This window comes from Microbacterium psychrotolerans (assembly GCF_031085295.1).
Classification (GTDB): domain Bacteria; phylum Actinomycetota; class Actinomycetes; order Actinomycetales; family Microbacteriaceae; genus Microbacterium; species Microbacterium psychrotolerans.
Genome location: NZ_JAVFWO010000001.1, coordinates 720,859 through 734,529, shown reverse-complemented (window position 1 = coordinate 734,529; position 13,671 = coordinate 720,859). Strand labels below are relative to the sequence as shown.

Genomic DNA, 13,671 nt, shown 5'->3' with positions numbered 1-13,671 from the left:
TCAAGCGATTATCGATTATGCTGGCGGAACACGTCCCACGTCGATTGGACCACACCGGATGCCTCTCTCGACCACCCTCGTCTTCGCCGGCGACTCGATCACCGACTCCGGACGCGACCGCGACGACGCCGCATCGCTGGGGGATGGGTATGTCGCGCTGATCGCACACGCCGTCGGCGACGGCGCGACCGTGATCAACAAGGGCATCGGCGGCGACCGCGCCGTCGACCTCGCCGCCCGCTGGGACGACGTGCTCGCCGCGCAGCCCGACGTGCTCACGGTCTACATCGGCGTGAACGACATGTGGCGCCGCTTCGACAGCGACGACCCCACCTCGGCCGAGGACTTCGAGGCCACGGTCGCCGGGCTCCTGGAGGCCGCCCGTGAGGCGGGCGTCGAGCACTTCGTGCTCGTGGAGCCGTTCTTCGTGCCGGTGAGCGACGGCCAGGCGGCCTGGCTCGAGGACCTCGACCCCAAGCGGGCCGCCGTCCGCCGCCTCGCCGAGCGGTTCGACGCCACGCTCGTGCCGCTGCACGACGGTGTCGGCGCCGCGGCCGCGGCCCACGGCGCCGCGGCGATCGTGCCCGACGGCGTCCACCCGACGGCGCAGGGCGCCGCTCTCATCGCCGACGCCTGGCTCGCCGCGTACGCGTCCGTGCCGGTCGGCGCCGCACGCACGGGGAAGTAGACCACGATGTCGGATGCGCTCAGTTCCGTGACCGAGCTCAAGCGCGGTCTGCTCTCGGACCAGATCTACGAGCTCGTCAAGACGATGATCAAGGACGGTTCGCTGGCCCCCGGCGAGCAGCTCGTCGAGTCGCAGCTCGCCCGCCGGCTGCAGGTCAGCCAGGCACCGGTGCGCGATGCCCTCAAGCAGCTCGCCCACGAGGGCCTCGTGACCCACGTGCGCCACCAGGGCAACTTCGTCTCGAGCTACTCCGACGAGGAGGTCGCCCAGGCGAAGGTCGCCCGCGCCGAGCTCGAGTCCATCGCCGGCCGCCTCGCCTGCGGCGCCCTGGATGCCGGGGCGCACCAGCGCCTCGAGGACCTCATCTCGCAGATGCACGACGCCGCCGAGGCGAAGGATCTCGGCGTCTTCCGCGAACTCGATTTCGCGTTCCACCGCGGCGTGATCGAGGCGAGCGGCAACGTCTACCTCCCGCGCATGTGGGACATCATCGAGCCGAGCCTGCGCTCCCTCCACGTGCTCGGCGACCCGTCATATCCGGGCGACTGGCACACGGTCGCCGAGTGGCACCGCAGCCTGCTCGCCGCACTCGACGCCGGCGACCCCGACGCCGCCGCGCAGCTGTTCCACGCGCACGCGGCCGGCACGCTGCTCCCCGACGACGAGACGACTTAGCCGCCGGAGCCCCGACCCGCGGCAGCCGGCGACGCGAAGCGCCCCGACCTGCGCTCGCTGAGCGACACCGGCGCGACGAAGAGCGCCACCCGAACCGCGGCCGGCTCAGGTCAGAGTCCGTAGAGCGCCGTCGCGGTCGCACCCCAGAACGCGTCGGGGCGCGCGGCCCACGTGCGCTCGACGTCGTCGACGAGGCGGGCATACGGCACGACGCGGGCCGACATCGGCCAGTCGCTGCCGAACATCAGGCGCTCGGCACCGAACGCATCGACGGCGGTCTCGGCGAGGGCGCTGAGACGGTCGTGGTCGCCCGGCGCTGTCGCAAGCCCTGAGAACTTCGCCGCCAGGTTGGGCCGGGCGCCGACCCGCGCGAGCGACTCCGCCCACGCGCCGTCGGGGGCGCCGGCGCCGAGTCCGAGGTGGCACAGCACGAAGGTCGTGCCCGGATGCCGCCGAGCGAGGTGCGCCACCGCGTCGAGCTGCGCCGGCCGCGCCAGCAGCTCGATGACGCGCCCGGTCGCGCCGGCGCCGTCGCAGAGCCGGTCGAGGTCGCCGAGGTCCGACAGGTCGGCCGAACCGCCGGGGGTCGCGACACGGATGCCGCGCACACGCTCGTCCCGCACGGCATCAGTAACCCCGGCCCAGCCCGTCGCGGGTGCGTACTGCAGCACGACCCATCGCACCACACTGTCGCGGCGTGCAAGATCGCGCAGCCACTGCATCTCGACGTGCGTGTCGGCGGCCTGCACCGCCACGGCGGCCGCCAGCGGGCGCGACGCGGCGGCCGCGGCATCCGTCAGCGCAGCGACCGTCGCCGCCCGCGGGAGCCGCAGGTCGTCGCGGAACCACGAGAGCGGGAACCGCTCGAGGTCCCATACATGCACGTGGGCGTCGACGATGCCCGCGCTCACCCGCGGCCGACCTCGAGCGCCTCGGCGGCGTCCTCCAGCTCGGCCCACAGGTCGTCGGGGATCACCGCACTCTCGGCGTCGGCGAAGTCGTCGACCTCGGCGGCGGTGCGGGCGCCCACCACCACAGCCTCGACGGCGGGCAGGCGCTGCGGGTAGCGCGCCGCGACGTGACGCAGCGGCACCCCTCGGGCGTCGCACACGGCGGCGAGCCTCCGGGCCCGATTCCGCAGCCCGGGGGTCGCCTCGCGATAGTCGAAGAAGGGCGCGCCCACCGGGTCGGCGAGGATGCCCGAGTTGAAAACGCCTGCCGCGATCACGCCGACGCCCCGCAGTGCCGCCTCCGGCAGCAGCTCGGTCTCGCCGCGGTGGTCGAGGAGCGTCGTGCGGCCGGCGATCATGACGACGTCGACGTCCGCCTCGCGGACGAACCTCGTGAGCGGCTCGGGCCACACCATGCCGACGCCGATCGCGCGCACGATGCCCTGCGCCCGCAAGTCGACGAGCGCGGGCATCGCGTGCGCGAGCGCCTCGTCGACATCGAGCGGGTCGTGCAGGTGGAGGAGGTCGATGCGGTCGGTGCCGAGGCGCTCGAGGCTTCCCTCGACGCTGCGGAGCACGCCGTCGCGCGTCAGATCGCCGACGGTGTCGACCCCGATGCGGCCGGTCGGCACGGCGGCGCCGTCCGCATCGACGATCCGTCGCCCGACCTTCGTCGCGATCGCGACCGTGTCGCGGTCCACGCCGGCGAGAGTTCGGCCCAGGCGTGCTTCACTCGCACCGGCTCCGTAGTGCGGCGCCGTGTCGAAGAACCGGATGCCGCGGGCGAGCGCCGCAGCGACCGTCTCTTCGGCGTCGGACTCGGCGACCGGGTGGTACAGGTTGCCGATCGGCGCGCACCCGAGTCCGAACGTGTCGGACGCGCCTGCCGTGGCCGTCAGCGGGCGAAGGCCTGCACGGAACGCCACTGCTCGTACTCCTCCCGCGAGTCGGGGGTGAGGGGGTAGTAGTCGCTGAGACGCGCTCCCTCGTCGAGGCGCTGGCGGCTGAACGACTCCCAGTTCTCATGATCCTGCGCAAACTCGACGACGGAGTCCGCCATCGCCTGCGGCACGACGACCGGGCCGTCGCCGTCGGCGATGACGATGTCGCCCGGCATGCAGAGCGCCCCGCCGACCGCGACCGGCACGTCATAGGCCCACGGGAAGAGCTCGGTCTGCGACGCGTAATGCGGCGTGGTGCCCGTGGACCACACCGGGAGCCCGAGATCGCGGATCCGGTCGGCGTCGCGGATGCGGCCGTCGACCACGATGCCGACACCGCCCTTGCGCAGGAAATACCGGGCGAGGATGTCGCCGATGCAGCCGGAGTACCTGCTGCCGAACGCCTGGATCACGAGCACGTCGCCGGGCTTGACCTCCTCGAGCACGGCCCACAGTGCGGTGTGCCGTTCGACATACTCCTGACCATGGCCCGATGCGAGGTCTTCCCGCTGCGGCATGAACTGCAGCGTGATGGCCGATCCGACCACCCGCTGCCCCTCGGTCAGCGCGCGTGGCCCTTCGACGAACGAGCGGGTGATGCCCATGCCGTGCAGCTTCGCGCACGCGGTCGCCGCCGACACCCGCTCCAGATCGCGGATCGTCTCGGGATCGGCCCGGCAGTACGCGCCGCCGCGCACCGGAAGCTCGAACGCGGGGCGCGGGAAGGGGGCTGTGGGTTCGGACATGTCACTCCTTCGAAGGGGAGGTCGGACGGACGGATGCCGCGGCGGCTGCTCGATCGACAGCGCCGGCTGCCCGGTGCCGCGGCGCGGCATCCGAGGGCGCGGTGTGGAGAGTGAGGTCGACGCCGTGGGCGGGCCGCAGCTCCAACTCGACGGCGTCGGAGTCCAGTTCGAGGACGTGGACGGTCGACGTGCCCGGCGTCGCGGCGTAGGCGGTGCTGCGCCCGGGGTATTCGCCCCCTGTCCGCGTGCGGACGGTCACGCCCGTGAGATGGCGTTCACCGAAGCGCGAGGCGCGCACGATCACGCGGTGCGTCCGCGTCGTGGAGGTGTTGACGAGAGCGAGGTCGATGTCGCCGGCGTCCAGGCGCGACACGAGCGCGGCGACGTCGCGCGGCAGGCCGGGCCGCCCGCGCTCCGGGTCCTCGTAGACGACGGCGGCGAACGGCAGCCCTCCGTTGTAGAGCACCTGCGGAGTGCCCGAGACCAGCTGGCTCAGCACCTCGGTGACGACGGGGTTCACCCGCTGCCCGAAGTGCAGGTGCGCGGCATCCGGATCGTCCGCGGCCGCCGCCATCAGCGCGACACGTCTCGCCACCTGTCCGAGCGCCATCGACAGCGCGCGCGTCGGATACTCGGGCAGGTCGCCGTCGAGGAAGGCCACCCACGGCGCCTCGTGTCCGGCTTCCGCCTTGTCGCGGAACGCCTTGACCGGGTCGTCCATCGCCGGAAGACCCGCGATGGCGCGGCGCACGCGCGCGAGGTCGTCGGCGCGGCGAGACCACCACCAGACCCACAGCGGCAGCTCGAGGGGCATCGGACCGTAGTCGAACCACCCATGGCGGCCGTACCGGTGCGGCGCGAGGAGCGCCGGCTGGGCGGCATCCGCTCCCCAGCGGGCGAGCCAGCCGCCGCGGAGGCTGAACGGGGTCTGTGCGATCGGGGCCACGATGGCGTTGTCGAGCACCGTGTCGAGCACGACGCGCGCCATGTCGAGCGCCGCGTCGTCCCCCGTGACGAAGGCCTCGTTGATGCCGGCGATCACCGCCGCCATACCCACCGACGGCAGGCCGTGCGGCCAGGTCCAGCCGTAGTGGCCGCCGTACCAGCGGCCGTCGTGCAGCCCGCCGGTCGTGCCGTCGGGGGCGACGCTGTCGGGCAGCAGACCGCCGTTCGCACCGGTCCGCTCGCGCCAGCCGTCGACATAAACGCGCACCCACGCGGCCGACCCCTCGTCGCCGTCGTAGAGCCAGCGATTCACGACGAGGCTCGTCGCGGCGAGGTTCACGGCGACATCGCCCGCAGCGGCGCGGTGCAACGCCTCGCCCATCGCGAGCGCGAGCGCGGGATCGGCGAGGTCGTCCCACGCCTCGACGCCGGGGACGTATTCGAGGGGGAGTCCGTACGGGCGCATCTCGGCACGGTCGGCCGAGTAGGGCTCCGGTTCGTCGCTCAGTCCGGGACGCGGACCGAGCGCGCCGTTGTGCGGGGCGCGGATGATGCCGAGCGCGGGGTCGAAGTTGCCGTGCGCGGCATCCGTGTACAGCTCCGCGAAGCGGCGTGCCCGCTCCGCGAAGTCCCGGTCGGCCGGATCGGCGGCGCACAGCCCGTAGAAGAAGAGGAGGGACTCGCCCTGGTGGAACCAGTCGTAGCCATTCTCGTACTCGCCGGTGAGCATGCCCGCCGCGGTCAGCTGAGCGGTCACGCCCTCCCAATGCCGCTTCGCCGCGGCGAGCACGTCGTCGCTGCCGCCCAGCAGGTAGAAAGCCGGCCAGTTGAAGAACGGCTCGTACAGGTCGTCGACGCCGTCGCGGTCGACGAACTCGGCGGCGAAGCGCAGGCGGCCGTCGGGCTCGGCGAAGGTGGTGGAGAAGAGCCGCCAGGCGTCTTCGATCTCGTCGAACAGCCGGCGCTCGAGCACCGCCCACGCGGGCAGCTCGGAGAGCGGATGCCCCTGGATCACGTCGCCCATGTCAGCCCTTCGTCGCCCCGGCGACGAGGCCGCCGATGATGTGCCGCTGCATGATGATGAAGAACGCGACGGCAGGTGCGATCGCCAGCAACAGGGTGGGGAACAGCACGGTGTAGTCGGTGGAGAACTCGCCCACCGCGGCGTAGACGCCGGTGGTCACCGTGTAGATGCCCGAGCCCGGGCCCAGGATGATCTGGGGACTCACGAAGTCGTTCCAGACGCCGATCGAGTTGAGCACGACGATCGTCGCGACCACCGGCCGCATGATCGGGAAGATGCACGACCAGAACGCGCGGATGCGTCCGGCCCCGTCGAGAGCCGCCGCTTCGTCGATGTCGCGGGGCACCGTGCGCAGGTACGCGGCGAACAGGAAGATCGTCACCGGCAGCGTCGCCGCCGTCTCGAAGAGGAGGAACCCGGGGATCGTGTTGATGAGGCCCAGCACGCGCAGCACGAAGACCACCGGGATCAGCGTCACCTGGCCGGGGATGAACAGTCCCGACACGAACACGAGCAGCAGCGCCACGTGCCACTTCGAGCGGCCCCGTGCGATCACGTAGGCGACCGGCGCCGACAGGGCGATGCAGAACACGTTGACGAGCACGACGAACAGCAGCGTGATGCCGTACGCCCCGACCACGTTGAACTTCTCGCTCGTGATCGCGTTCCAGAGGTACTCGAACGTGAACATGTCGGGCGTGATCGCGAGCGGATGCAGGATGATGTCGGCCTGCGGCTTGAACGCGCTGATCACCAGGATGTACAGCGGCACCAGCATCACCAGCGCGAGGGCGCCGAGCAGCACCCACTTCACGATCGAGGCGGCGAGCGGCGTGCGCGCGGCGGCGGGTCCGCCACGGCGCTGGGGGCGGCGGCCGAACCTGCGGCGCGGCAGCTCGCCGGGGTCGGTCAGGTACACCTCTGCGGCGATGTTCGGGCTCGTGGTCTCGGTCGAGATCGTCATGATTCGCTCGCCTTCCGGTCGGCGCCGCGGCGCGCGAAGGTCACCGCGAGCCCGATCGCCGCGGTAACGATGAGGAGCACGACCGACTGGGCCGCGCCGAACCCGAGCCGCGCCTGCGCGAACGAGTCCTTGAGGATCTGGTAGACGATCGTCTGCGTGGAAGCCGCCGGTCCGCCGTCGGTGAGGGCGAGCACGATGTCGTACGCCTTGAGCAGGCCCACCAGTGTCAGTACGAGGTTCACGGTGAGCACGGGAGCGATGAGCGGCAGCGTGACGCTGCGGAACTGCTGCCACCGCGACGCCCCGTCGACGGTCGCCGCCTCGTAGTACTCGGTGGGCACAGACTTGATGCCTGCCAGGTACAGGATCATGTTGAAGCCGAAGTGCGACCACACGATCGTCAGGATCACGCTCGCCTTCGCGAACGTCATGTCGGTGAGGAAGGGCAGCGGCGCGACCCCGAGCTGGGCGAGCAGCGAGTTGACCGCGCCCTGCGGAGCGAGCATCGCCGACCAGAGGAACCCGATGATCAGGGCGCTGATGATGTACGGGTAGAAGAAGACGGTGCGCAGCACCGTGTTGCCGCGAGTGTTGCCGGCGATGAGGGAGGCCACGGCCAGGCCGATCCCGTTGCACAGCACCGTGCCCACCACCGCGATGATCGCGGTGAAGACGGCCGCATCCACGGTGCGCGGGTTCTTGAACGCGTCGGCGTAGTTCTCGAACCCGATGAAGTCGAAGTGCAGGCTGTAACCGTTCCAGTCGGTGAAGCTCAGCACGATGGCCAGCAGCATCGGCACGATGAACATCGCGATGAAGACGATCAGGGCGGGGCCGCTCATAATCACGCCGGCGAGTCGGTCCTGCCACGAGGTGCGCCGTCGGCGGCTGGGAGCGCTCGTCCGCGCTCTCGCGGTGCCCGCCGGCCGGGCCACGGTGTCGGCCATCTCAGTCTGCTTTCTCCCCGTGGCGACACGCCGGTCGGGGTCTCCGCCGTCCGGTCCGTCTCGCCGTCGGGGCTCGTGTCGTCATCGATACGTGGCGCCTCCGCGCCGGCGCGGTGCCGGCGCGGAGGCACGCGGTCAGTTGACGGCGGCGTCGAACCAGGCGTCCATCGCCGCGTCGACGTCGGCCGCAGAGGTCCCGCCGAGCAGCGCCTGCGTCTGCGTGTTGATCTCGCCGGAGTAGCCGTCGGGGAGCTTGCGCTCGCCGTAGCCGCCGCCGGTCGGTGTGTAGGCCGAGGCGGGGGTGTCAGCGACGATCGCCAGGAGCTCGGTGCCGAGCTCGGTCATGTCGTACTCGTAGCCGTCGCGGTAGTTGCCGTCGACCTCGAGCTGACTCATCACCGCGTCCTCGTCGGTGGTGAGGAACTCGACGAGCTTCGCCGCGGCATCCTGGTGCTTCGACTCCTTCATGATCACGTAGGGGCTCGCGATGTTCGCCCCCATGGCAGGATCATCGACGCCGTCGACAGCGGGTCCGCGGAAGACGCCGATCGGCGCCGGGTTCTCGGCCTTCGCCTCGGTGCCCACGAACCAGCTGCCCATCGGGTAGAGGGCGGTGTTGCCGGCGAGGAAGTTCTGCTCGGCGTCGGGGTACTTCACCCCGAGTGCGTCGGGGTTGGTGTAACCCTTCGCGATCCAGTCCGCGTAGAGCGCGGTGTAGTCGCCGTAGCTCTCGCTGAACGTCACGTCGCCGGAATCCATTTCGGCGTACCAGTCGGGGTTCTCGCCCACGATCGAGGGCAGGGCGAGGGTCTGCAGTGCGTGGCTCGACATCCAGTCGCCGCCGGTCTGGATGCCGGTCCAGCCGGCGTCCTTGAGCTTGGCCAGCGCGTCGTCGAGCTCGTCGACCGTCGCGGGCGACTCGGTGATGCCTGCCTCTGCGAAGGCGTCCTTGTTGTAGAACCACAGGCTCTGCAGCTGCACACCCACGCCCGCCATGTAGTACTTGCCGTCGATCGAATACTGGTCCGCGAGCGGACCGCCCGACGCCCACTCGTAATCGGACAGGTCGACGAGTTCCTCGGCGAGGTCGGGGGTCGGGGCCAGCGACTGCACGATGTCGGGCGCTTGGCCGGCGGCGAGCAGGCGCGGCACGGCGGCGCTCACGCCCTCCGCGCCGGGGTTGTCGATCACGACGTCGATGTCGGGGTTCGCGTCTTCGAACGGCGCGACCAGCTCGTTCCACCAGTCCTCGGTGAGGTTCGGGGTCACGTTCACCAGCACGCGCAGCTCGAGCTCTTCGTCGGTGCTCTCACCTCCGCTCGGCGTGGAGGAGCAGCCGGCAAGGAGCGTCACGGCGGCCGCTCCGGCGCCGATCGCGGTGAGGGTACGTCTGCTGATCATCGTCGATCCTCTCGTGGGCACATCATCGGGACGTCACGACCATACACTAATCGATAATCGGTTATCAACGAATCTCTTGCGACCGATCGAGGTGGGGCCTCGATGCTATCGATAACCGATGGCAGAACGGATGCCGCCACCCCCGTGCGCGCGCCGCATCGACGGGTACCGTGGTCGCGTGAGCGTCCCCGCCGCCGGGCCCGGCGTCAGACCGTCCTACCCCTTCGATGCGCGACCGCTGGTCGAGCCGGTCCCGCCCGGCGCCGCGCGCGCCTTCGTGCAGGAGCTGCGGCGCACCGGGCGTCTGCAGAGCTCGTCCTTCAGCGGTGTGCTCGCGGTCGTCGTGATTGCCGTAGTGGCCGTCATCTTCGGTTCGGTGGGGCTGACCATGCTCACCGCCGTCGTCAGCGCCTTGGGCGCGGGCGCCGAGGGCGGGGGCGGGGTGGCGGTGATCTTCGCCCTCCTTCCGCTGCTGGTGGTCGGCGGCGTCGTGGCGCTGGTGATCATCTTCGCCGTCCGCGCCAACCGCAGCGCGGCCGAACGCATGTACCGCCTCGACGGGTTCGCCCGCGCGAACGCGATGCAGTACGTCCCCCGTGTGAACGCCCCGGGCCTTCCGGGCATGATCTTCTCGATCGGAAGCGCGAGACAGTCCTCGGATCTCGTGCGCGGCGACCGGCCGCGCTTCGTCGAGTTCGCCAACTACCGCTACACCACCGGCTCCGGCAAGAACCGGCAGACGCACCAGTGGGGCTACGTCGCTGTCAAGCTCGACACCCCGCTGCCCCACATCGTGCTGGACGCGACGAGCAACAACTCGCTGTTCGGCTCCAACCTGCCCCTCGCCTTCGACAGGGACCAGCGGCTGAGCCTCGAGGGCGACTTCGACCGCCACTTCGCGCTCTACTGCCCCGCCGGCTACGAACGCGACGCGCTCTATCTCTTCACCCCCGACATCATGGCCCGCTTCATCGACAACGCCGCAGCCCTCGACGTCGAGATCGTCGACGACTGGCTCTTCCTCTACGCCAAGCGCGACTTCTCCACGATCGACCCGCAGACGTGGGCGTGGCTGTTCTCGGCGGTCGGCGCGCTGCTCGACAAGTTCGCACAGTGGGCGCGCTGGCGCGATGAGCGGCTGGCCGCTTCGGCCCACGGGTCCATACCGGATGCCGCAGGCCCGGGCACCGCCCCGCTGTCGGGCGACCCCGCTCATGGCACGGAGGCTGGGCCCGTGCGCCCGACGGCGGCCCCGGGCGACGCCCAACCGCCGCATGGAGGGGGCGCGGAGTCCGTCCCCTTCGCCGTGCCGCTCGCCGCGCTGCGGCCGCCTCCGGGCGTCGCGCCGCAGGGCAGACGCCTCCAGCGCGGGGTCCCCTGGGTGCCGATCATCGTCGGCGGCGTGGTGGTGCTGTTCTGGCTCTTCTCGCAGGTGGGCGGGGCGCTGCTGCGCTGATCGCCGACGCAGCCGGCCCCCACGCGTACGAGCGTATGCTGTCGGGCGTGCATTCGACGTTCACGACGCCCGGCGGGCGTGAGGGGGTACTCGGCGCTTCCTGCGCCGAGCGGAGGTAGCCGCGCGCGTCGCCCGGTGTGAGGCCGAGCGCGACGCCTCGACTCTCCGCGGGCCGCCGGCCCGCGGCATCCGCTCTCTCGTCGTACCGCGACGATCCTCCGTGAAACAAGGAATCATGCACGCATACACACAGAAGGACATTCGCGCGTCCTTCGTCAACGCCTCCCTGCGCGAGCGCAACGCGCTCGTGGTCCCCGATCTCGGCGAGGTCGACTGGCAGAACCTCGACTACTTCGGCTGGCGCGATCCGAAGCAGCCGCTCGCCGGCTTCATCGTCGTGCCGGTCGACGACGAGCCCGTCGGCATCCTGCTGCGACAGGCCGAGCAGCGCACGCGCACGCGCCCGCAGTGCTCGTGGTGCGAGGACGTGACGCTCCCGAACGACGTCGTGCTGTTCGGGGCGAAGCGCGCCGGCAAGGCCGGCCGCAACGGCGATACCGTCGGCACCCTGCTGTGCGAGAACTTCGAGTGCTCCGTCAACGCGCGCCGGCCGATGCCGCCCGCGTACCTCGGGTTCGACGTGATGGCCGCGCGGCAGCGCCGCATCGAGGCGCTCCGCGCGCACGCCGACGGCTTCGCACGCGACATCCGCGACAGCCACTGAACGGGCGGGCCGCACGTCACCCCCCGGTGGCGTGCGGCCCCAGTCCGAAGTGGTCGAGCTCGGCATCCGTCAGCATGCGTGAGCGGATGATGAAGCGACTGCCGGTCGGTCCCTCGACGCTGAACCCCGCACCCCTGCCTGGGACGACGTCGATCGTGAGGTGCGTGTACTTCCAGTACTCGAACTGAGCCTCCGAGATGAAGACCTCGACGGGCGCTGCGAGGCCGACCTCGAGCTCGCCGAGCCGCACGTCCGACGGGCCGGTCTGGAACATGCCGACCGGGAAGCACATCGGCGCGCTGCCGTCGCAGCATCCACCGGACTGATGGAACATCAGCGGGCCGTGATCGGCCGTGAGTCGTCGCAGGAGGGATGCCGCGGCATCCGACACCGCCACACGCGAGTGGGTGCGGGTCTGGGCCATCGCGATCGCCTCGCCTCTCTCTGTGCGTGTCCCACTTTCGGTCGCTCCGAAGGGCGCTGCCGACAGATTTCGGCACATCAGGAGCGTCAGGGGGACATGGATGACCCGGGCGGAGCCGCTGGGGAATCGCTCCACCCGGGGCGGGAAGGCCGTCGCGCCGGATTCATCCGGGACGCGACGGCCGATCCGGCCGGTCTAGAAGAAGCCCATCGCACCGTCGGCGTACGACACGAGCAGGTTCTTCGTCTGCTGGTAGTGGTCGAGCATCTTGAGGTGGTTCTCCCGGCCGATACCGGACTGCTTGTAGCCGCCGAACGCCGCATGGGCGGGGTACTGGTGGTACGTGTTGGTCCAGACGCGCCCGGCCTCGATGGCGCGCCCGGCGCGGTAGGCGGTGTCGCCCGAGCGACTCCAGACACCGGCGCCCAGGCCGTACAGCGTGTCGTTGGCGATGGAGATGGCGTCGTCGAAGTCGTCGAACGAGGTCACTGAGACGACGGGACCGAAGATCTCCTCCTGGAAGATGCGCATGTCGTTCGTGCCCTCGAACACCGTCGGCGCGACGTAGTAGCCGCCCGAGAGGTCGCCGCCGAGGTCGACGCGCTCGCCACCGGCGAGCAGCTTCGCGCCGCCGGCCTTGCCGATCTCGATGTACGACAGGATCTTCTCGAGCTGGTCGTTCGAGGCCTGCGCGCCGATCATGGTCGCGGGGTCCAGCGGGTTGCCCTGCACGATCTTCGCGACGCGGTCGAGCCCGTCGCCGAGGAAGCGGTCGTAGATGGAGCGCTGGATGAGCGCCCGCGAGGGGCAGGTGCACACCTCGCCCTGGTTGAGCGCGAAGAGCGTGAAGCCCTCGAGGGCCTTGTCGTAGTAGGAGTCGCCGGTGTCGCGGGCGACGTCCTCGAAGAACACGTTCGCGCTCTTCCCCCCGAGCTCGAGCGTCACCGGGATGAGGTTCTGCGACGCGTACTGCATGATGAGCCGGCCCGTCGTCGTCTCACCGGTGAACGCGACCTTGCGGATGCGCTTGTGCTGCGCGAGCGGCGCTCCGGCCTCGATGCCGAACCCGTTGACGATGTTCACCACGCCCGCAGGCAGCAGGTCTCCGATGAGCTCGAACAGGAACAGGATCGACGCCGGCGTCTGCTCCGCGGGCTTCAGCACGACGCAGTTGCCGGCCGCCAGCGCGGGGGCGAGCTTCCACGTGGCCATGAGGATCGGAAAGTTCCACGGGATGATCTGCCCGACCACGCCGAGCGGCTCGTGGAAGTGGTAGGCGACGGTGTCCTCGTCGAGCTGGCTGAGCGAGCCCTCCTGGCCGCGGAGCACGCCGGCGAAGTAGCGGAAGTGATCGACGGCGAGCGGGATGTCGGCGGCGAGGGTCTCTCGGACGGGCTTGCCGTTCTCCCATGTCTCGGCGACGGCGATCTTCTCGAGGTTCTGCTCGATGCGGTCGGCGATCCTGTTGAGGATGACGGAGCGCTCGGCCGGGGTGGTGCGCTTCCAGGACTCGAACGCCTTCCACGCGACATCCACCGCGCGGTCGATGTCTTCGGCCGTGCCGCGACCCACCTCGGTGAAGGGCTTGCCGGTGACGGGGCTGATGTTCTCGAAATACTGCCCCTTGATCGGCTCGACGAACTCGCCGCCGATGTAGTGGCCGTAGCGGGGGCGGTAGTCGGCGATCGAGCCGCGCTGCCCGGGGGCGGCGTAGATGCTCGAGACACCCTCTTCGACGATGGTCATGCTGGTCTCCTTCGACGCGTTCCGCGACGGTCCTCGTCGC

The 13,671-nt window shown here is 70.5% G+C and carries 13 protein-coding genes; 4 read left to right on the top strand and 9 right to left on the bottom strand.

Annotated elements, in window-relative coordinates:
* Positions 1–58: 58 nt before the first annotated feature.
* Positions 59–688, top strand: a complete 630-nt coding sequence (locus tag Q9R08_RS03155; RefSeq protein WP_308866367.1) for an SGNH/GDSL hydrolase family protein — start codon at positions 59–61, stop codon at positions 686–688.
* 6 nt (positions 689–694) lie between these two features.
* The gene (locus Q9R08_RS03150; RefSeq protein WP_308866366.1) at positions 695–1,363 is read left to right on the top strand and encodes a GntR family transcriptional regulator; all 669 of its coding nucleotides are present in this window, start codon (positions 695–697) and stop codon (positions 1,361–1,363) included.
* Between the two features lie 110 nt (positions 1,364–1,473).
* On the opposite strand, the gene Q9R08_RS03145 is transcribed toward Q9R08_RS03150, so the two are convergent.
* The 7 genes from Q9R08_RS03145 to Q9R08_RS03115 all read right to left on the bottom strand — a co-directional run bounded on the left by Q9R08_RS03145 (position 1,474) and on the right by Q9R08_RS03115 (position 9,281).
* Positions 1,474–2,274: an amidohydrolase family protein gene (locus Q9R08_RS03145; protein ID WP_308866365.1), complete on the bottom strand. Its 801-nt coding sequence runs from the start codon at positions 2,272–2,274 to the stop codon at positions 1,474–1,476.
* The gene (locus tag Q9R08_RS03140; protein WP_308866364.1) at positions 2,271–3,239 is read right to left on the bottom strand and encodes an aldo/keto reductase; all 969 of its coding nucleotides are present in this window, start codon (positions 3,237–3,239) and stop codon (positions 2,271–2,273) included. Before Q9R08_RS03140 ends, Q9R08_RS03145 begins: the two co-directional genes overlap by 4 nt.
* Complete coding sequence (locus tag Q9R08_RS03135) at positions 3,209–4,000, bottom strand: RraA family protein (RefSeq protein WP_308866363.1); 792 nt, start codon at positions 3,998–4,000, stop codon at positions 3,209–3,211. The genes Q9R08_RS03140 and Q9R08_RS03135 overlap by 31 nt, the downstream gene beginning before the upstream one ends.
* Before the next feature lies 1 nt (position 4,001).
* Positions 4,002–5,969, bottom strand: a complete 1,968-nt coding sequence (locus tag Q9R08_RS03130; protein WP_308866362.1) for a DUF8034 domain-containing protein — start codon at positions 5,967–5,969, stop codon at positions 4,002–4,004.
* A 1-nt stretch (position 5,970) separates the two neighbouring features.
* Positions 5,971–6,933: a carbohydrate ABC transporter permease gene (locus tag Q9R08_RS03125; protein ID WP_308866361.1), complete on the bottom strand. Its 963-nt coding sequence runs from the start codon at positions 6,931–6,933 to the stop codon at positions 5,971–5,973.
* Positions 6,930–7,880, bottom strand: a complete 951-nt coding sequence (locus Q9R08_RS03120) for a carbohydrate ABC transporter permease (RefSeq protein ID WP_308866360.1) — start codon at positions 7,878–7,880, stop codon at positions 6,930–6,932. The genes Q9R08_RS03125 and Q9R08_RS03120 overlap by 4 nt, the downstream gene beginning before the upstream one ends.
* A gap of 135 nt (positions 7,881–8,015) precedes the next feature.
* Positions 8,016–9,281 (bottom strand): ABC transporter substrate-binding protein, encoded by a 1,266-nt coding sequence (locus Q9R08_RS03115; RefSeq protein WP_308866359.1) that lies wholly within the window; start codon positions 9,279–9,281, stop codon positions 8,016–8,018.
* Between the two features lie 178 nt (positions 9,282–9,459).
* On the opposite strand from Q9R08_RS03115, the gene Q9R08_RS03110 reads away from it, so the two are divergent.
* Both Q9R08_RS03110 and Q9R08_RS03105 read left to right on the top strand, forming a co-directional pair.
* Positions 9,460–10,737, top strand: coding sequence for a hypothetical protein (locus Q9R08_RS03110; protein WP_308866358.1), 1,278 nt, complete (start codon positions 9,460–9,462; stop codon positions 10,735–10,737).
* Positions 10,738–10,972: 235 nt separating this feature from the next.
* A complete protein-coding gene (locus tag Q9R08_RS03105; protein ID WP_308866357.1) occupies positions 10,973–11,461 on the top strand; it encodes an FBP domain-containing protein in 489 nt (162 codons plus the stop codon).
* A gap of 16 nt (positions 11,462–11,477) precedes the next feature.
* Here Q9R08_RS03105 and Q9R08_RS03100 read toward each other — a convergent pair whose 3' ends face one another.
* Both Q9R08_RS03100 and exaC read right to left on the bottom strand, forming a co-directional pair.
* Positions 11,478–11,885 carry a DUF779 domain-containing protein gene (locus Q9R08_RS03100; RefSeq protein WP_308866356.1) on the bottom strand — a complete coding sequence of 136 codons (408 nt, stop codon included), beginning with the start codon at positions 11,883–11,885 and terminating at the stop codon, positions 11,478–11,480.
* A 195-nt stretch (positions 11,886–12,080) separates the two neighbouring features.
* Entirely contained in the window at positions 12,081–13,631 is a 1,551-nt protein-coding gene (gene exaC, locus Q9R08_RS03095; RefSeq protein WP_308866355.1) for an acetaldehyde dehydrogenase ExaC, read from the bottom strand.
* Positions 13,632–13,671: the final 40 nt, after the last annotated feature.